The sequence below is a fragment of the Archangium sp. genome (genome assembly GCF_036277355.1).
Classification (GTDB): domain Bacteria; phylum Myxococcota; class Myxococcia; order Myxococcales; family Myxococcaceae; genus Archangium.
Map to the genome: position 1 here is coordinate 135,815 of NZ_DASUNC010000173.1, position 18,225 is coordinate 154,039.

An 18,225-nucleotide genomic window follows, 5' to 3' on the forward strand; every position below is an offset into this window, starting at 1 on the left:
GGCCGACCATGCGATGCGTGCTCAAACATCTGCTGCCGGCGCTCCTGGCCGGCTGGTCATCCACCGCGGCGCCAGGCGGCGGTGGATCGAATGCTACGCTCAAGGACGAGATCGTCGAATGTGTGGACCTCGGGGAGCGTGATCTCGATGGGGACGGGGTACAGGATCTCGCCTGCGTCACCCGCCGGGGTGACGAGGAGCCGCGGCGGGCCGTCGTGGTGCTCAGCAGTGCTCCGGCCGGCGCGCCTCCCGCCCTCGATGTTCCCATTCTCCATTGCTGTGGTGGGATGCTACCGATCCAGCTCGAGATGATGGTGGACGACCATCCTCCAGAGGCCTTCGAGGTCAGTGAGAGTGCCGGCAGCAATTCGATGTGGACCTACGCGTACCGCTTCGAGCGGGCAGGGTCTCGGTTCCGGCTGGCGAGTGAGAGCAAGAGCGTCCTCGACCGCAACACCGGCATGACCGCAAAGGTCCTCACGCGCTACGAGCGCGGTGTCGGTCGCTCGACGCGCACGGTCTCTCACGACGATGATTCAGAATCACGCTGGGCGGAGTTCCTCAATGTCTACGCGCTGCCCCGGAAGGGCGCGATCAAGCTCGACGGGAATGGGCGGGATGCGGCCTGGCAGCGGGCACCGCGGCTGCCCGTGGGGCGAGCAGACCACATCATCTTCGAGCGGAGCACTCTCGAGACGAACGAAGATCTCTCCTATTCCTTGCGTGCGCTGTGGGACGAAGGCTTCCTGTACCTGTTGATCGAACTCACCGATGACGTCGTCGTGCTCGCGGCTCCGGGGAAGAACGGTGTCCGCCATGACCATGTGGAGCTCTGGTTCGATCGCGCGGGCCCACCATGGGACGAGGCGTTCGCACCTCGGATGGAGCCCGAGCCGGCCAAGACCATTCAACTGGGTCTGGTGCCAATCCGCGGAACCCACAAGGTGCAGGTGCTGCGCTGGTTCCCCGATGAGGGCGACCTGCCGGAAGTGACGGCCGCCTACCGCAAGACCGCGACCGGTTACACGATCGAAGCCCGTTTTCCGCTCGACCTCATCGGCGCGTCGGCCAGCTACGCGGACGAGTTCTATGTGCGCGAGTTGCGCAAGGGACTCGTCAACCTGACGGTCGTCGCCTCGGATGCGGATGACCCGGCGGCACCCCGGCAGGAGTCGATGATTGCCACGTCGAGCCTCAAGCACCGCGGGGCGCCCTTCGAGATGGGGCTGCTCCATCTGATGAAGTCCACGACTCCAGACACGGTGGACGGCGGAAACACCGCCTCTCGTTGAGCCGGGTTCCCGCCTGGGCGCCCGCGCAAGCCGGAGCAGCGCCGGAGGAGGCAGGCACGCCTCTTGTGGCTTCGGCTCTGCTCTCACTGGAGGGAGGCGCTACATCACCGCGACGGGGCGCCGGCGACGGCCGAAGTCTCCTGGCTTCGCGTCGAAGTGGCCCGGAATCCCCGCTCCGCAGTCCGGGCACTTCCCCTCTTCCGTCAGCCGGTACGTGAGGATGTCGTGCCAGTCCCTCACGATGAGCTCCCCGCCGCAGTCCGGGCACAGCGTCGTCTCGCCCGCCGGGTCGTGCGTGTTCCCCGTGTACACGTACCGCAGCCCCGCCCTGCGGGCGATCTCCCTCGCCCGCCTCAACGTCTCCGGTGGCGTCTCCGGGATGTCCCGCAGCTTGTAGTCCGGGTGGAACGCCGTGAAGAACAACGGCACGTCCGGGCCCAGGTGCTTCAGCAGCCACTCGCTCATCGCCCCCACTTCCGCGTCCGAGTCGTTCTTTCCCGGAATCAGCAGCGTGGTGATCTCCAGCCATGTCTTCGTCTCGTGCCGCAGATACTCGAGCGTCTCCAGCACCGGCTTCAGGTGCGCCGCCGTGAGCTGGAAGTAGAAGTCCTCCGTGAAGGCCTTCAGGTCCACGTTCGCCGCGTCCATCTTCGCGTAGAACTCGCGGCGCGGCTCGGCATGCATGTACCCCGCCGTCACCGCCACCGTCTTGATGCCTCGCGCATGGCACGCGTCCGCCACGTCCATGGCGTACTCGGAGAAGATGACCGGATCGTTGTACGTGAAGGCCACGCTCCGGCAGCCGTACTGCTCCGCCGCCCGGGCAATCCCCTCGGGGCTCGCCTCGTCGGTGAGCCGGTCCATCTGCCGGGACTTGGAGATGTCCCAGTTCTGGCAGAAGCGGCACGCCAGGTTGCACCCCGCCGTCCCGAACGACAGCACGCTGCTGCCCGGGTGGAAGTGCGCCAGTGGCTTCTTCTCGATGGGGTCCACGCAGAACCCCGACGAGCGCCCATACGTCGTCAGCACCATCCGGTCGCCCGTGCGCTGACGCACGAAACACATGCCCCGCTGGCCCTCGTGCAGCTTGCAGTCGCGCGGGCACAGGTTGCACTGGATGCGCCCGTCCTCCAACGCATGCCACCAGCGCGCGGGATATTCGCTCTCTTGCATGTCTCCCTCCCCGTGGGGCGGGTCCTTCCCGCCCACCCACAGATGAGGAAACACGGGAGGGAGCATGCAGCCGTCCCGGCCACCGCCCCGGCTCCGGGGCCTGGTTGCCGGGCGGCCAGGTTTCCACCCTGGCCGCCCGGGTGCTCCGCCTGTCCTACGGCTGCACCGGCGCCTGCTCCCAGATGCGGTTGCGCAGCGCGCTCTCGATGAAGGCCAGGTGCCGCTGCTCGTCCGAGTAGTTGCGCTCGATGATGGCGCGCGTCTCGCCGCTCCACTCCATCTCCAGCGCCGCGCGGTACGTCCGGTTGGTCAGCAGCTCGTTGCCCCGCATCGCCTGGAGCGCCGCCTCGTTGCCCATCATCGACGTCACCGCCGTGAATCCCTTGAGGATGAACCCCTTGGCATCCGGCTTCGTCCTCGGCGTGCCGCCCAGCTGCGTCACCACCCTCGACAGGTCCTGGATGTGGCGCTCATGGTCCGCCTGGAACCCCCGCAGGCTCATGCGCAGCGACTCCACGTCGATGCGGTTGATCGCCGCCTCGTACGCCCCCACCGCGTCGTAGTCGAGCGCGATCAGGTCATTGAGCCGCTCGAGCATCTTGTTCAAGTCCATCGCCGCCATGCCGTCCTCCTCCTGTGAGACGCGGGAGCTCCCGCGCCGCGCAAAACTGGGGCGGCGGTGGGGGCGCCTCAAGCGGCCCTGGGGGACAATCCCCTACTTCCCGGACGCGCGGCCGCCCGGCGAGCGGGCAACCCTGGCCCTCCGTGATCCGGTGCGCACCCGGAGTATGAGTCGCACGCGGGTGGAAACTTCCGGACGGAACTCGCGATAATCCCAAATCATGAGGATTCAACGCCCGGGGAGCTCCCCCTCCCGGACCCAGGCCGCCCAGACGGAGCCCACGGTCGCGCAGAGGAACACCGTCCGCTCGCCCGCCACCGCCTCGTCCGCCGCCCCGGCGCGTTCCAGCGATGCCTTCGAGAGCACCACCCGCGCCACGGCCCGGGCGGTCACCCCCGGCCGCACCAACGCCGCCCGCAACCTGCCCGCCGAGATTCCCACCGGCACCCGGGACTACTACCGCAAGCGCTACGACGACTTCGTCCGCCGCAACCCCGGCATGAAGCCGCCCGACTACTACCTGGAGTACGGCCAGAAGTACTGCGACCGCTTCTCCAGCCTCGGGCCCAAGGACCTCACCCCCCAGGGGCTCGAGTGGCGCGACCGCTGCCTCAAGGCCCTCCAGGAGGCCATCGAGACCAGGCGCATGGAGGACCCCGTCGGCTTCGCCCAGCTCGAGCGCGACCCCGAGGCCTTCAAGAAGTTCGCCTACGACTCGCACCCCGACGCCTACGTGCAGTCCGGCCTCTACAACCTGCCCGCGCAGGATCTGCTGAAGATCGGCACCACGCCGGACCTCAAGGACCTGTTCACCCAGGACGGCGTCCGGCAGATCTTCGTCGCGCTGGGCAAGATGCGGCCCGGGGACGTGGTGGACGTGGCCAGGGAGTCCGCCAAGGAGGCGTGGAAGGACGTCAAGAGCACGTTCACCGACCTCATCAAGCTGCCCAAACTTCCCTGGTAACGCGAGGGCTGGCATCTTCGCGCCCGGATTCGAGCTGCCGAGGTTGACGCGTGCCGGAGAAAGACTGGGAGAGGCTGGGAGAGCTGTCCGAGGGACTGAAGGCCGGAGCGGTGGCCGCGAGCCGTGAGGGCTTCGGCCTCATCGGCGCCGTGGCGGAGCCGCCCGGTATCGGCCTGCTGGAGCGGATGAAGGCCCGCCGCGCCTCGATTCATCGCGCCGCCGCCGGGGCCGTGACGAAGGTCTGGGAGGGTCCCGGCTGGATTCAAGCCATGGACTGCCACGGGGCGCTGGCCGTCGCCATTGGCGGCTCGCTCAAGCCCTCGGGCTCGGGCTCGGACTACCACCTGCTGGTGTCCACGGACGGCGGCCAGCAGTGGCAGGGCCGCGGGCTGGTGGGCGCGCCGAGCCTCGGCCAGGTGCTGGCCATCAGCGAGCAGGAGATCTGGGTGCTGGGCGCCTTCTTCCTGGGGCGCACCACGGACGGCGGCGCCTCGTGGATGGAGCTGGAGCTCGAGGGCGAGCGCAACCCGCACACCGAGCGGCTGCGGCGTGTCGAGGGCGGCGTGGCGCTGCTGGGCCGGACGCTCTCCGTCAGCACGGACGGTGGCGCCACGTGGAGCCAGCTGAACGTGGGCGCGGCCCGCGTGGTGGACGTGGACGGGGCCTTCGTGGCCGCGGTGGTGGACGGACAGGCCCGCGTGGGCGAGCGCCAGGGCTCCGGGGTGCGTTGGCTGGAGCCGCTGCCCCAGGGCCGTGAGCCGCTGCGGCTCGTGGCCGCGGACGGCGTGCTGCGCCTGCTCACCCGCGGGGTGGACCCCTCGAAGGGCGCGGACCCGGCGCTCCACGTGAGCGAGGACGGGGGCCTCACGTGGGCGAGCTACTCGCTGCCGCTCGGGCCCCAGGTGGACATCGCCGGCCGCGAGTGGGGCGTTGGCGTGGACATCCGCGGTGGCGTCTACGGCCGCGTGGGGTGAGAGGGTCTCCGGACCGGGAGACCCTCCGTCCCGCCCCTCTCCCCGGAAGGAGAGGGGGCTGGAGGTGGGGATGCGTGGGGACTAGAGCGGCACCTGCTCCCGGGCCGGGTCGGTGATGTAGCCGGTGCCCGCGGCCACCAGCTTCGCCATCAGCCGGTCCATGCCGTTGGAGCGCGAGAAGGCCATCTCGTTCTTCGTCACGCCCACCAGGGTGAGCAGCTGCACCTTGCCCGACTCGAGCTGGAAGTGCGTGGGGCGCGAGGGGTCGATCACGAAGACGAAGCCGTTGAGCTGCGTCTCACCGCCCGTGAGCGTGCCCTCCACCGGGTAGCGGTGCCCCACCGCGAATGCCCGCATGCACACCAGGTTGTAGGCCATCATGTCCAGCAGCCGGAGCACCGGCCACTTCGCCTCCTCCGTCGTGTGGATGACCATCTCGTACCCGACACCGCTGGGGGAGTTGGGGTCGACTTCCTCTCCCGGGGCCAGCGTGATGGGGTTGGACAGGCCACTCGTCACGTACGTCCAGTAGGGGTACTCGGGACTCGGCGGCGCCACGCGCACGCCCATGCCTCCCCAGTTCGGGTCCAGCTCCTTCACCTCGGCCAGCTCGCTCTCGAGCCAGGCCTCCAACGCACCAGTCTGCTCCAGCGTGTAGACCTCTTCGCTGATGGTCCCGAAGAGCTTCGGGTACTCCACCTCGTCACGATCCGCCCAGCAGTCCTCATACCACTGGCAGAAGGCCTCATCCGTCTCAGGCGCTTTCATAGCCAGGGGACTCTAACGGGTTGTTCCCTCGCGATTCACTTTTCCTGCACGTGGAATGTCCGCTCCCTGGGTGGGCAACCTCCTTCCCACTCCATGGCGCACCGCTTCCCAACCCCGGGCAGGCAGGCAGGCACCCCTGTTGCACGCTGTACCCATGAGGCGACCGTTGGTGGACGAAGTGGGCACCGGGGCGCCCGGTATGGGTCGTGAAGGGGAACGGAGGGACGAGCAGCCAGGGCGCTCGGGTCCACACCTGGAGGAGCGACATGCAGAGGGGATGGAAGGCCGCGGCCATGGCCGTGGTGCTGGCGGGGGCGGGGGCGGCGAGTGCTCACGAGTTCACCTGTGACAAGCGCGTCCAGGTGAAGGGAGAGGGGCAGGGCACCCCGGGCGAGGCCCCCCGGGTGACGAAGTTTCCGGCCACGCTGCGCTTCCACTACAAGCTGAGGAACGTCCACCCCACGGGGGAGTCGGTGGCGGACCTCGTGGAGGACCCGCTGCTGGCGCGCTACGGCTTCGGCACGCCGTTCCCCACGCCGATGGGGGTGGGGGTGGGGGAGTCGCGCGACGCCACCTTCGAGCTGAAGCTGGACACGCCCGAGGCCTGCCAGGCGCTGGCGGCCAGTGACGGGCGGGTGGATGACAGCTTCGACAGCGCGCTCCGGGTGAAGTGGGCCCTGGGCGAGACGCAGTGCGCCGCGCGCGTCACCTGCTGCGAGCCCTTCGTGGACTGCGAGCTGACGTGTCCGCCGGACGACCCCGGCTGCGTGGAGACGCCGAGCCCGGTGGCGCCGGGGCCCTCGCGCAACGCGGGCTTCTTCAAGGTGCACGAGCAGGCGCTGCAGCAGTGTCTCGCGGGGGGCGGCCTGGAGCTGGGCGTGGCGCGGGTGGAGTCGCTGGAGCAGGCGCTGGGCCTGCTGTGGGCGAGCCCCGGCCTGGACCGCCATGGCGGGGTGCGCACCGAGACGGACGCCCTGCGCTTCGAGCTGGCGCGCGAGGCGCTGGTGGCCACCTGCAACGAGCGGCTCTTCGGGGCCAGTGAGAAGCGGGGCCGGGCGCTGGACGCGGCGCTGCGCACCCTGGGGGGCACCTCGGGGGAGACGGGGCTGGAGCGGCTGGTGCGGGAGCTGGGCCGCCACAATGACGCGGGGCTCGGCAAGCCGCTGCCCGGGGGCTTCGACGCGGGGCGGGCCACGCCGGCTCACGCGGCCCGTATCGCCGTGGATCCGCTGGAGCCGGGCCGCCGGTAGGCCCCTGCCTTCACACACCTTCCAGGAGAACATTCACCATGAAGAAGCTCATGCTGTCGGTGGTGGGCGCGGTGGCGCTCGGGCTCGGGGGCTGCGGTGGCGCGTCCCGGACGGAGACGACGGGCCCGGGCCCGGACTTTCCCGCGGACGCGCAGGGCCAGCGCTTCGAGCTGCGCCTCAAGGGGGTGAACAATCCGGGGTATGACTCGGCGCTGGTGCAGGTGCGCCGCATCTCCGTCACCACGGTGGAGGGGGAAGCGCTGCCGGTGCGCCTCAAGTCCCGCTTCCCGATGGAGCTCACGCACCCGGAGCAGGCGCACCTGGTGGGCCTCTTCCTCGTGCCCGAGGGCGTGGAGCGGGTGAAGGTGGAGGTGACGTTCGACGACTTCGGTGGTTACGAGGCGTCGTCGGAGGGCGGAGTCATCGACACGCGGGTGGCGCCGCTGCGCTTCGAGGCGCCGCTGGCGTACCTGTCCGAGCACGGCCGCGCGGTGGTGCACCTGGATTTGAAGCAGTCGCTCCAGACGCAGGGGGAGGCCAAGCTGCTGCTGCCGAGCCTGGACGTGCGTTACTGAGCACCATTCCCTCTCTCCGCACCATCCCCTCTCCCCTCGGGAGAGGGGAAATATCAACCCGTCATGGGCCAGGGCTTGAGACCGGCGAGCTGCTCGGCCTGCTCGACGGCGGGCTTCAGGTGCGCGTGCTCGCGCCGCAGGAAGTCGCGCACCGCCCTGTCCAGTGTCTCGTCGAAGAGCAGGTGCGCGCTGTGCACCGCCGTGGGCTCGAAGCCCCTCGCAATCTTGTGCTCTCCACCCGCCCCGGGCTCGAACACCTTGCGCCCCGCCTGGATGCACTCGTCCACCGAGTGGTACAGGCACACGTGGAAGTGCAGGAACGGGTGCTCCTCGTGGCACCCCCAGTACCGCCCATACAGCCGCTCGGCCGTGACGAGGTTGAACGCCCCGGCGATCACCTTCCCCTGGTGCTCGGCCTGCACCAGCTCCACCATCTCCGGCAGCGAGCGGAAGGCGCGTACGAAGAAGTCCTCGTTGAGCTGCACCTGGCCCCACGGCCCCCGGCTCTCGCACGTGGCCTCGTAGAAGCCATAGGCGCGCCGGGCGTGCTCGAGCCCCAGCTCCTGGCCTCGCACCGTGCGGATGAGGATGCCCTGGTTGGCCGCGGCCCCGCGCTCGCGCTTGAGCTGCGAGCGGCGCTTGGAGTCGAACCGCGCCAGGTAGTCGTCGTAGCTGCGGTAGCCCGGGTTCTTCCAGTGGAATTGCAGGGTAATCCGCCGCGCCAGCCCCTGCTCCTCGAGCAGCTCCGCCTCGTCCTCACGGGGGTAGAGGAAATGCACGGAGGAGCAGCCTCCCTCGCGAGCGCTCTCGATGGCGGCCTGGATGAGCGCGAGCCGCAGTGGGCCCACCTCCTCCCCGGCGGCGATGAGGAAGCGCGGGCTGGTGGCCGGCGAGAGCGGGGCGCCGACGACGAGCTTGGGGTAGTACTCGATGCCGAGCCGCTCGGCGGCGCCGGCCCAGGAGAAGTCGTAGATGTACTCGCCCATGCTGTGGTGCTTGCGGTAGGCGGGCGAGGCGGCGACCAGCCGTTTCCCTCGCCAGAGCGTCAGGTGCTGGGGCTCCCAGCCCGTCTCCAGCCGGGCGCTGCCACTCTCCTCCATGGCGGACAGCCACGCATGGCGGATGAACGGAGGCGCATCGGGCCCGGCGAGAGCGTCCCAGGCGGCGGCGGGGACATCGGTGATGGACTCGAGGATTCGGAGGCGGAGGTCGGCGGCCACGAGGACTCCTTCTAACGCGGGCACGGCGCGCTCGCCGCGCAACCTTACCTGAAGGGCAGGGTAGCGGACGGAGTGTGGAATCGGATGGCCGCAACCTGGGGAATCAATGGACAATTCGTCCATGAAGCAGTCCTCCGATGGCGCGGCACCCCCGGCTCTCGTCCCCTCCATTCCCGGCTACCAGGTGGGCGCGCTGCTCCACGCGAGCGCGAGGTCCCTGCTCTACCGGGCACGCCGTCTGCGAGACGAGGCCCCCGTCATCCTCAAGCTGCTGCGCGCCGAGCGGCCCTCGTTCTCCGAGCTGCTCCAGTTCCGCAACCAGTACACCATCACGCGCGGTCTCCAGCTCCGGGGCGTCGTCTCGCCCCTGGCGCTCGAGCGCTGCCACAACGGCTTCGCCATCATCATGGCGGATGCGGGGTACGTCTCGCTGGAGGACTACCGGGAGACCCATCCGCTCACCGTGCGGCAGGTGCTGGAGATCGGCATCTCCCTGGCCGAGACGCTCGAGGGGCTCTACCAGCACCGCGTCATCCACAAGGACCTCAAGCCGCACAACATCCTCATCCACCCCGAGACGCGCGATGTCCAGCTGACGGACTTCAGCATCGCCTCGCGGCTGCCCCGGGAGTCCCAGACGCTCGAGAGCCCGGAGCTCATCGAGGGGACGCCGGCCTATATGTCTCCCGAGCAGACCGGGCGGATGAACCGGGGCATCGACTACCGCACCGACTTCTACTCGCTCGGCGTGACGCTCTACGAGCTGCTCACCGGCCAGCTTCCCTTCCAGGCCACCCACCCGCTGGAGCTCGCCCACTGCCACCTGGCGCGTCCCCCGCTGCCGCCGCGCGAGCTCAACCCCGCCATCCCGGAGATGCTCGAGCGCATCGTGCTCAAGCTCATGGCCAAGGCGGCCGAGGAGCGCTACGCGAGCGCCTACGGGCTCCGGCATGATCTGCGCACCTGCCTCGACGCCCTGCGCGAGCACGGGAGCGTCCCGGCCTTCGAGCTGGCGCGGCGCGACGTCTCCGACCGGTTCCTCCTCCCGGAGAAGCTCTACGGCCGGCGCGAGGAGGTGCGCACGCTGCTCCAGGCGTTCGACCGGGTGTGCCAGGGGCACATGGAGTTGCTGCTGGTGGCGGGTGCCTCGGGCATCGGCAAGACGGCGGTGGTACACGAGCTCCACAAGCCCGTCGTCCGCTCCCGGGGCTTCTTCGTCTTGGGCAAGTTCGACCAGCTCGGGCGGAGCATTCCGTACTCGGCCCTGGTGCAGGCGCTCTCCAGCCTGGCGCGGCAGCTCCAGTCGGAGAGCGGCGAGCGGCTCGAGGCGTGGAAGCAGCGGCTGCTGGAGGCCCTGGACGGAGAGGGGCGGGTGATGGTGGACGTGCTGCCGGAGCTGGAGTGCATCCTCGGCCCGCAGGCCGAGGTGGAGGAGCTGGCGCCCGCCGCCGCGCAGCAGCGCTTCCACCGGCTCTTCCTGCGGCTCGTCCGCGTGTTCGCGACGGAGGAGCACCCGCTCGTGGTGTTCCTCGATGACCTGCAGTGGGCGGACCCGGCCTCGCTGAAGATGTTGCACCTGCTGGCCACCGAGCCAGGCTCCGCGCGGCTGCTGGTGATTGGCGCCTACCGGGACAACGAGGTGACGGCGGCCCACCCCCTCCAGCGCACGTTGGAGGAGATCCTCCAGGCGGGCGTGCCGGTGCACCCGATGATGCTGGCGCCGCTGACGGAGGGGGCGGTGAACGAGCTGGTGGCGGAGACGCTCTCGTGCTCGCTGGAGCGGGCCCGGCCCCTGACGGAGCTCCTCTACCAGAAGACCCTGGGCAACCCCTTCTTCACCGCCCAGTACCTCAAGCTCCTCTTCCAGCAGGGCCTGGTGAGCTACGACGCCACGGCGCACATGTGGCAGTGCGACCTCGCCCAGGTGCGCGCGCTGTCCGTGTCCGCGGACGTGGTGGAGTTGCTCGCCGGGCAGCTCCAGCTCCTGCCGGAGGAGACGCGCGAGGTGCTCGAGCTCGCCGCGTGCATCGGCAGCCGCTTCGACCTGGCGACGCTCTCCCGGGTGCATGGGCAGTCCGAGCCGGAGACGGCCGTGGCGCTGTGGCACGCGCTGCTGGAGGGCTTCATCCTCCCCACGTCGGAGGTCTACAAGTTCTACCAGGAGCCCCTGGGCCTGGAGCAGGCGGGCGTGGAGCCCCGCTCGGCGCGCTACCGCTTCCTGCACGATCGGGTGCAGCAGGCGGCGTACTCGCTCATCCCGGAGGCGGAGCGGCGGCGGACCCACCTGGAGATCGGCCGGCGCCTGCTCGAGACGGCCTCCGCGCAGGAGCGGGAGGAGCAGCTCTTCGACATCGTCAACCACCTCAACCTCGCCCGGACGCTCCTGGTGGAGGGGACGGAGCGCCGCGAGCTCGCGGGGCTGAACCTGCGGGCCGGCAGGCGGGCCCTGGCGTCCACCGCGTATGACGTGGCCCGGGAGTACCTGGAGGCGGGCCTGTCGCTCCTGGCGCCGGAGAGCTGGCGGACGGACTACGCGCTGACGCTCGCCCTTCACGAGGAGGCGGCGAGCGCGGCGTGGCTCAGCAAGCGCTTCTCCCGTCAGGACGAGCTGGTGGACGCCGTGCTGTCCCACGCGCAATCGGTGCTGGACCGCGTACGCGTGTACGAAATCCGCATCCAGACGGCGGTGGCCCAGGAGCGGCTCGCCTACGCGCTCGAGAGCGGGCTGCACGTGCTGAAGCAGCTGGGGGTGGAGTTCCCGGCGGCGCCCCGGTCCGAGGACGTTCAGCGGGCGCTCGAGGAGGTCCGTGCCGCGGTGGGGGAGGGCCCGCCGGAGCGCTTCCTCTCCCTGCCCCAGATGACGGATGCCGGATTGCTCGCGGCGGTGCGGCTCATGACCCTGCTGGCGCCCCCCGCGTACCAGACGAGGCCCGAGCTGTTGCCGCTGCTCGTCTTCCGCACGGTGGTGCTGACCATGCGCCATGGCGTCGCGCCCATCGCGGCCTCCACCTTCGCGATGTTCGGGCTCATCCTCTGCGGGGTGTTCGACGAGCTCGACGCGGGCTACCAGGCCGGCCAGCTGGCGCTGAAAATCCTGGAGCGCTTCGACGCCCGGGAGCCCCGCGCGAAGACGCTCTACGTGGTCAACGCGATGACGATCCCCTGGAAGCGCCACGTGCGGGAGACGCTGAAGCCCCTGCTGGACGCGCACGCCAGCGGGCTGGAGACGGGGGACCTCGAGTTCATGGGGTGGGCGGCGGACTTCTACTGCCACCACTCGTTCCTGCTGGGGCGGCCGCTCGGCCCCCTCACCGGGGAGATGGACGAGTACCGCGAGGTCCTCGTGCACCACCACCGCGCCGTGACGCTCCGGCAGTACGCGGTGTACCAGCAGGCGGCGTTGAACCTCTCGGGCGAGGGGGAGACGCCCTGGCACCTGGTGGGGCGCGCGTGGAACGAGGACGAGCTGCTCCCGCGCTACCTGGCGGACGGCGACGGCACGGCCACCTGCATCGCGTACGTGAACAAGCTGATGCTGGCCTACCTCTTCGGGCGGTACCGGCTGGCGGTGGAGAGCGCCGACGCGGCCGAGCCCTTCCTGCCGGCGGTGGCGGCCCAGCTCCTCGTTCCGCGCTACTTCTTCTTCGACTCCCTGGCGCGGCTCGCCCTGCTGCCCGAGCTGGACGAGGCGGCGCGGAGCCCGGCGCTGGAGCGGGTCGCCGCCAACCAGCGGCGCATGGAGCGCTGGGCCCGCTCGGCGCCCATGAACTTCCTCCACCCGTACCACCTGGTGGAGGCCGAGCGCTGCCGGGTGCGCGGCGCCCGCGCCGAGGCCCTGGAGCACTACGACCGGGCCATCGCGCTCGCCCGGGAGCACGACCAACCCAACGACGAGGCGCTCGCCCACGAGCTGGCCGCCCGGTTCTTCCTCGAGTGGGGCCTGGGGCACCGCGCGAGGCCGCACCTGCACGATGCGTATGAAGCCTGCTCGCGCTGGGGAGCGCACGCCCTGCTGCGCCACCTCACCGCCCGCTACGCCGAGCAGGGCCTGCCCGCCCATCCCCCCGGGAGCCACGAGCCGCACGCCTCGGGTGAGACACGGACCGATCTGGCCCTGTTGGATCTCCAGAGCGTCCTGGCGGCCTCGCGGGTGTTCTTCTCGGAGATGAACCTGGACCGGCTCCTGGAGCGCGTGGTGGTCATCCTCTGCGAGAACGCCGGGGCCCAGCGCTGCGTGCTCCTCCGGGAGGAGCGGCAGCACCTCTCCATGGTGATGGAGCACACCGCCCTCACGAAGGAGACCCACCGCTACGCATCGGGCACGCCCGCGGGCGCCGACCACGTACCGGCCTCGCTCGTGCGCCTCTCCATCCGGGCGCAGCAGCCCATGCTGGTGCAGGACCTGTCGCGCGACGACTTCCTGCGCGACGACCCCTACGTCCACCGCCAGTCGCCCCGCTCCGCCCTGTCGATGCCCCTCTTCCACCAGGGCCGGCTGCTGCTCGTCGTCTACCTGGAGAACAACCTGGCCCCGGGCGTCTTCACCTCCCGGCACCTGCAGATCCTCACGCTGCTGGCCTCGCAGCTCGCGCTCTCGCTGGAGAACGCGGCGCTCTACGGCAGCCTGGAGCAGCGCGTCCGCGAGCGCACGAGCGAGCTGGAGTCGGCCCACAAGCAGCTCGTGGACATGGCCCACCGCGCGGGCATGGCGGAGATCGCCAGCGGGGTGCTGCACAACATCGGCAACGCGCTCAACTCGCTGGTGGTGACCACCGAGAGCCTCACCCACGACGTGGCCCACCTGCCCGTGGACCAGTTGAAGAAGAGCGCCCGGTTGTTGCTGGAGCGCGAGCAACGCTCCGCCACGCCCGAGCCGGACCCCCGGGTGCGGCTGCTCCCCGAGTACCTCGACAAGCTGGGGGACCGGTTGCGGCGGGACGGGGACCTCATGCTCGAGGACCTGCGGTCCATGAAGGCCAACCTCGAGCAGATTGGAGCGACCATCCACGTGCAGCAGGCGTACGCCCATGGCCCGCGGCTCGTGGAGCCGGTGGACGTGCCGGCGCTCATCGAGGACGCGCTCCGCATGCAGCAGTCCTCGCTCACCCGGCACCAGGTGCGTGTCGAGCGGGACCTGGCGCGGCTGCCCGTCGTCTCGCTCGAGCGGCACAAGGCGCTGCACATCCTGGTCAACCTCATCAGCAACGCGAAGCAGGCGCTGCAGGACGTGGGGCGGGAGGACAAGTGCCTGCGCATCGAGGCGCGCCCCTGTGCGCCGGGGCGCTTCCAACTGGTGGTGCGCGACAACGGCGTGGGAATCGCCGCGGAGGACCTGCAGCGCGTCTTCCAGTTCGGCTTCACCACGCGCCCGGGGAGCCTGGGCTACGGGCTGCACTGGGCCGCCAACACCGCCCGGGAGATGGGGGGCGCCCTGGTCGCCGCCAGCGAGGGGCCCGGGCGGGGCTCGAGCTTCACCCTGGAGCTGCCGGTGGCCGGCCCCTCCTCGGTCGCGCAGCTCCGCGAGACCGCCTGAGCCTCTCCGGACGGGGTGCTCACGGGGGCGCTGGAATCGTTCAAAATCCTACATCGTGGGTTTTTTCGCGAGATGTAGGGATTGGACCCAGCCCCCTGATGAATGGATAAGCCGGGCTTCCCGGGAGCCGGGAGAGAACCGTCCCGCGGAAACCATTCAGACGAAGCACCCCTTGCCGAGGAGCAACACATGAGGACGACGAAGTTCGGTGCGGTTGCCTTGATGTTGGTGTGTGCCACGCCCGCGTTCGCGGAGGCCCCCGCGAAGGAGAAGGAGGTGTGGATCTCCATTGGTACGGACGCGCTGGAGTCGGCGCGGACGTCGTTCAAGGGGCAGGAGCCGGAGTTCGGAGCGGTGGCGCGCGAGAAGGACGGGGTGGCGGTGCTGCGCGTGCGCGAGTCGCAGCTGGAGAAGCTGTCCAAGGTGATGCACGACAAGCTCAACCGGTGCGCGGGCTTCATCACCCATGACACCGAGGAGCAGGCGCTGGCGGCGGTGGAGCAGGGCCTCGCGGCGCAGTCCGTGGCGGCGCTGATCAGCTACACCATCGACAACGGCACGGCGGTCAACTCGCTGATGTCGGCGGTGGCGGAGAGCAACATCCGCAGCACCATCACCTCGCTGTCGACGAACTGGACGACGCGCCGCTACAACCTGCAGTCGGGCATCGACGCGGCCACGTGGCTCAAGAGCCGGTGGACGACGCTGGCCAGCGGGCGCTCGGACATCACGGTGGCCAACTTCGTGCACCCGACCACCACCTCGCCGCAGCCCTCCGTCATCCTCACCATCCAGGGCACCTCGCTGCCGAGCGAGGTGGTGGTGCTCGGCGCGCACCTGGACTCCATCAACGGCAGCGGCTCGTCCTATGCGGCGCCGGGCGCGGACGATGACGCCTCGGGCGTGGCCGCGCTCACCGAGGTCATCCGCGTGGCCGTGGCCAAGGGCTACCGGCCGGCGCGCACGGTGAAGTTCATGGCCTACGCCGCCGAGGAGATCGGCCTGCGGGGCTCGGGGGCGATCGCCTCCAACTACAAGAGCACCGGTGTCAACGTGGTGGGCGTGCTGCAGCTGGACATGATCAACTACCGGGGCTCCAGCTACGACATCGTCATGGTGTCCGATTACACCAACGCCTCGCAGAACACCTTCATCCGCAACCTCATCACCAGGTACCTGCCGGGCGTGACCGCGACGAGCACCACGTGCGGCTACGGCTGCTCGGACCACGCCTCCTGGTACAACCAGGGCTACCCGGCCTCCATCCCCTTCGAGGCGCTCATGGGCCAGGACAACCCGTACATCCACACCACGAGCGACACGCTCGCGCAGACGGCCGGCACGGCGACCAACTCGGTGAAGTTCACCAAGCTCGCCGCCGCCTACATGGCCGAGCTGGCCAAGGGCACCACGTCCATCGCCCTGCAGGCCGAGGACGCCGAGGCCAGCCGGTAGTTCCGGTGAAGCCGTGGTGAACACCACCCCGGTGCCGTGGCCTCGCGAGGAGCCGCGGCCCGGGGTGTGCCGTTTCAGCCCTTCTTGGGCTCCGGGCCGAGCGCGCGCTGGATGACGGGCGTGAGGTCCGCCGCGCGCATCGCATCCAGCGCCAGATCCCATCGGCCCTCGGCGCACAGGCCGCTCAGGCCGCCTTCCTCGTAGGCCTCCCGGGCCGCCAACATCAGGGCTTCACGCACGGCCTGGGCCACCGCGTGGGCGGCCTCGTCGCAGCGCTTGCACTCGAGCTCGATGCCCAGACGGCTGCGCCGGCCCTCTTCCGTGAGGATCCACGGGCGTTCCATCCACGGTGGGTCATGGCGCATGTGCTGCCGGTGGCCACACGCCAGGTCGGCGACCTGGTGGTTCTCCTCATCGAGGTGGAAGCCGGTGATGGGCTGCTTCATGGGGGGTTGCCGGCCTTGATCCACTGGGCGAGCACGAGCGCCTCGGCCGTGGAGATGCGGCCGGTGAAGCTGGGCATCAGCGTTCCGGGCTTGACCTTCTGGGGGTCGAGGATCCACATGGCGACCACTTCCGGCGCCTTGTCGCGCGACCTGGCGAGGACGGCGGAGTAGGCCCGGCCCGGTCCATGGCAGGCCGTGCAGCCGAGGGAGGAGAAGAGCTGCTCCGGGGACCGCGCGTCGGCGGCGGGCGGCTCGCTGCCCTCCTGCTGCTGGGCCGTGGGCGTGGGGGCCTGCGGCGAGGGAGAGGCCGGAGCGGGGGAGTCCTTGAAGACGGTGGCCGCGCCAGGGCTCGAGGGGGGCTTCTCCTGCCGCTCGGAGCAGGCGGAGAGGGCGAGGAGGGCCATCGACAGGGACGCGGTGCGCGCCAGCGGGCCGGAGGTGTGCTTGCGGTTCGAGGTCGTTCCCATGAGGGCCTCTCTACCGTCCCATGACCGGGAGCGCCATGGCCGGGTGGGTCCTGGCTCGCCGAAGCTCCTGTCTCCGGACAGTGCGTGATAGGGAGGGCCGCGCATCGGGAGGAGCAACCAGCATGGAGCGCGCGGACATCGTCGCGTTGGACAAGCGGTACGTGTGGCACCCCTACACCGCGATGGACGAGTACATCGCGAGCACGGACCCGTTGGTGGTGGTGCGCGCCGAGGGCCCGTACCTCCATGACGCGGACGGCACACGTTACCTGGACGCCAACGGCTCGTGGTGGGTGTCCACGCTGGGCCACCGGCACCCGAGGCTGGTGCGCGCGCTCACCGAGCAGGCCGGCACCTTCCCGCACACCTCGCTCGCGGGCGTGACGCACGAGCCCGCGGCACGGCTGGCACAGGAACTGGTCGCGCTGGCGCCGGGGGCCGGACGCACGGACCTGCCGGCCGGGGAGCGGCTCTCGCGCGTCTTCTACTCGGACAACGGGAGCACGGCGGTGGAGGTGGCCATCAAGATGGCGGCGCAGCACTGGGCGCAGAACGGCCGGCCCCGGCGCACGCGCTTCATCACGCTCTCGGGCGCCTTCCACGGCGAGACGATGGGCTCGACGAGCGTGGGCGGGGTGCAGCTGTTCCGCGACATCTTCGGGCCGCTGCTCTTCGACGTGGTGCACGTGCCGTCCCCCGCGGAGCCCGAGGGCTGGGAACGCGCCTTCGCCCGGGTGGAGGCCACGCTGCGCGAGCACCCGGACGAGATCGCCGCCGTCATCCTTGAGCCCGTCATTCAAGGCGCGGCGGGCATGCAGGTGTACGCGCCCGAGTTCCTCCGGGCGGTGCGCGAGGCCACGCGGGCGGTGGACACCTTCCTCATCGCCGACGAGGTCTTCACCGGCCTGGGGCGCACGGGGGCGCGCTTCGCGTGCGACCTGGCGGGCGTGGTGCCGGACCTGCTGTGCATGGCGAAGGCGCTGTCCGGAGGGCTGATGCCCTTCGCGGCGACGCTGGCCACCGAGCGGGTATTCGCGGGCTTCGGCGGAGGGCGCGAGCGGGCGCTGTATTACGGGCACTCGTACTGCGGCAACCCGCTGGGCGCGGCGGTGGCGCGCGAGGTGCTCGCGGTGTACCGGGACGAGGACGTGCTGGGGCAGGTGACGCGCAAGGCGCCGAAGGTGAAGGCCGCCTTCGAGCGGATGGCGGCGACGATTCCCGGGGTGACGCAGCCGAGGGCCATCGGCATGGTGGGGGCGGTGGACATCGGCGGGGGCGGCTACCTGGCGCGGGGAGGCTGGCGCGTGTACGAGGCCGCCCGGCGCCGCGGGCTGTACCTGCGCCCCCTGGGAGACACGGTGTACGTGGCCCCCGCGCTCAACATCCCGGACGCCGCCCTGGACGAGCTGCTCGCCGGGGTGGAGGCCAGCCTCCGCGAGGTGGCGGCCGGCCGGGCCTGAACCCTTCCCAACTGGTCCGATGGTCG

The 18,225-nt window shown here is 70.3% G+C and carries 14 protein-coding genes; 8 read left to right on the forward strand and 6 right to left on the reverse strand.

Annotation, left to right across the window (positions count from 1 at the left end; translation table 11 throughout):
- Positions 1 to 8: 8 nt before the first annotated feature.
- Entirely contained in the window at positions 9 to 1,292 is a 1,284-nt protein-coding gene (locus VFZ09_RS43345) for a sugar-binding protein (protein ID WP_329733691.1), read from the forward strand.
- Positions 1,293 to 1,391: 99 nt separating this feature from the next.
- Here VFZ09_RS43345 and amrS read toward each other — a convergent pair whose 3' ends face one another.
- Positions 1,392 to 2,465 carry an AmmeMemoRadiSam system radical SAM enzyme gene (amrS, locus tag VFZ09_RS43350; protein ID WP_329733692.1) on the reverse strand — a complete coding sequence of 358 codons (1,074 nt, stop codon included), beginning with the start codon at positions 2,463 to 2,465 and terminating at the stop codon, positions 1,392 to 1,394.
- A gap of 154 nt (positions 2,466 to 2,619) precedes the next feature.
- Positions 2,620 to 3,087: a ferritin-like domain-containing protein gene (locus VFZ09_RS43355; RefSeq protein WP_329733693.1), complete on the reverse strand. Its 468-nt coding sequence runs from the start codon at positions 3,085 to 3,087 to the stop codon at positions 2,620 to 2,622.
- A 220-nt stretch (positions 3,088 to 3,307) separates the two neighbouring features.
- Here VFZ09_RS43355 and VFZ09_RS43360 point away from each other — a divergent pair, with 220 nt between their 5' ends.
- The gene (locus tag VFZ09_RS43360) at positions 3,308 to 4,051 is read left to right on the forward strand and encodes a hypothetical protein (RefSeq protein ID WP_329733694.1); all 744 of its coding nucleotides are present in this window, start codon (positions 3,308 to 3,310) and stop codon (positions 4,049 to 4,051) included.
- Between the two features lie 50 nt (positions 4,052 to 4,101).
- Positions 4,102 to 5,025, forward strand: a complete 924-nt coding sequence (locus VFZ09_RS43365; protein WP_329733695.1) for a neuraminidase — start codon at positions 4,102 to 4,104, stop codon at positions 5,023 to 5,025.
- 81 nt (positions 5,026 to 5,106) lie between these two features.
- Here the strand turns inward: VFZ09_RS43365 and VFZ09_RS43370 are convergent, their stop codons facing one another.
- Positions 5,107 to 5,793 carry a suppressor of fused domain protein gene (locus tag VFZ09_RS43370; RefSeq protein ID WP_329733696.1) on the reverse strand — a complete coding sequence of 229 codons (687 nt, stop codon included), beginning with the start codon at positions 5,791 to 5,793 and terminating at the stop codon, positions 5,107 to 5,109.
- A 266-nt stretch (positions 5,794 to 6,059) separates the two neighbouring features.
- Here VFZ09_RS43370 and VFZ09_RS43375 point away from each other — a divergent pair, with 266 nt between their 5' ends.
- Both VFZ09_RS43375 and VFZ09_RS43380 read left to right on the forward strand, forming a co-directional pair.
- Positions 6,060 to 7,043 carry a hypothetical protein gene (locus tag VFZ09_RS43375; RefSeq protein WP_329733697.1) on the forward strand — a complete coding sequence of 328 codons (984 nt, stop codon included), beginning with the start codon at positions 6,060 to 6,062 and terminating at the stop codon, positions 7,041 to 7,043.
- A 38-nt stretch (positions 7,044 to 7,081) separates the two neighbouring features.
- The gene (locus VFZ09_RS43380; protein WP_329733698.1) at positions 7,082 to 7,618 is read left to right on the forward strand and encodes a hypothetical protein; all 537 of its coding nucleotides are present in this window, start codon (positions 7,082 to 7,084) and stop codon (positions 7,616 to 7,618) included.
- Positions 7,619 to 7,671: 53 nt separating this feature from the next.
- On the opposite strand, the gene VFZ09_RS43385 is transcribed toward VFZ09_RS43380, so the two are convergent.
- Positions 7,672 to 8,838, reverse strand: a complete 1,167-nt coding sequence (locus VFZ09_RS43385) for a GNAT family N-acetyltransferase (protein ID WP_329733699.1) — start codon at positions 8,836 to 8,838, stop codon at positions 7,672 to 7,674.
- Between the two features lie 121 nt (positions 8,839 to 8,959).
- Between VFZ09_RS43385 and VFZ09_RS43390 the strand changes: the two genes are divergently transcribed.
- Together VFZ09_RS43390 and VFZ09_RS43395 are read left to right on the forward strand one after the other, a co-directional pair.
- A complete protein-coding gene (locus tag VFZ09_RS43390) occupies positions 8,960 to 14,371 on the forward strand; it encodes a trifunctional serine/threonine-protein kinase/ATP-binding protein/sensor histidine kinase (RefSeq protein ID WP_329733700.1) in 5,412 nt (1,803 codons plus the stop codon).
- A gap of 189 nt (positions 14,372 to 14,560) precedes the next feature.
- Positions 14,561 to 15,826, forward strand: coding sequence for a M20/M25/M40 family metallo-hydrolase (locus VFZ09_RS43395; RefSeq protein ID WP_329733701.1), 1,266 nt, complete (start codon positions 14,561 to 14,563; stop codon positions 15,824 to 15,826).
- Between the two features lie 74 nt (positions 15,827 to 15,900).
- Here VFZ09_RS43395 and VFZ09_RS43400 read toward each other — a convergent pair whose 3' ends face one another.
- Positions 15,901 to 16,272 carry a DUF3565 domain-containing protein gene (locus VFZ09_RS43400; protein ID WP_329733702.1) on the reverse strand — a complete coding sequence of 124 codons (372 nt, stop codon included), beginning with the start codon at positions 16,270 to 16,272 and terminating at the stop codon, positions 15,901 to 15,903.
- Positions 16,269 to 16,739, reverse strand: a complete 471-nt coding sequence (locus VFZ09_RS43405; protein ID WP_329733703.1) for a cytochrome c — start codon at positions 16,737 to 16,739, stop codon at positions 16,269 to 16,271. Before VFZ09_RS43405 ends, VFZ09_RS43400 begins: the two co-directional genes overlap by 4 nt.
- Positions 16,740 to 16,861: 122 nt before the next feature.
- On the opposite strand from VFZ09_RS43405, the gene bioA reads away from it, so the two are divergent.
- Entirely contained in the window at positions 16,862 to 18,199 is a 1,338-nt protein-coding gene (bioA, locus tag VFZ09_RS43410; RefSeq protein WP_329733704.1) for an adenosylmethionine--8-amino-7-oxononanoate transaminase, read from the forward strand.
- Positions 18,200 to 18,225 lie beyond the last annotated feature (26 nt).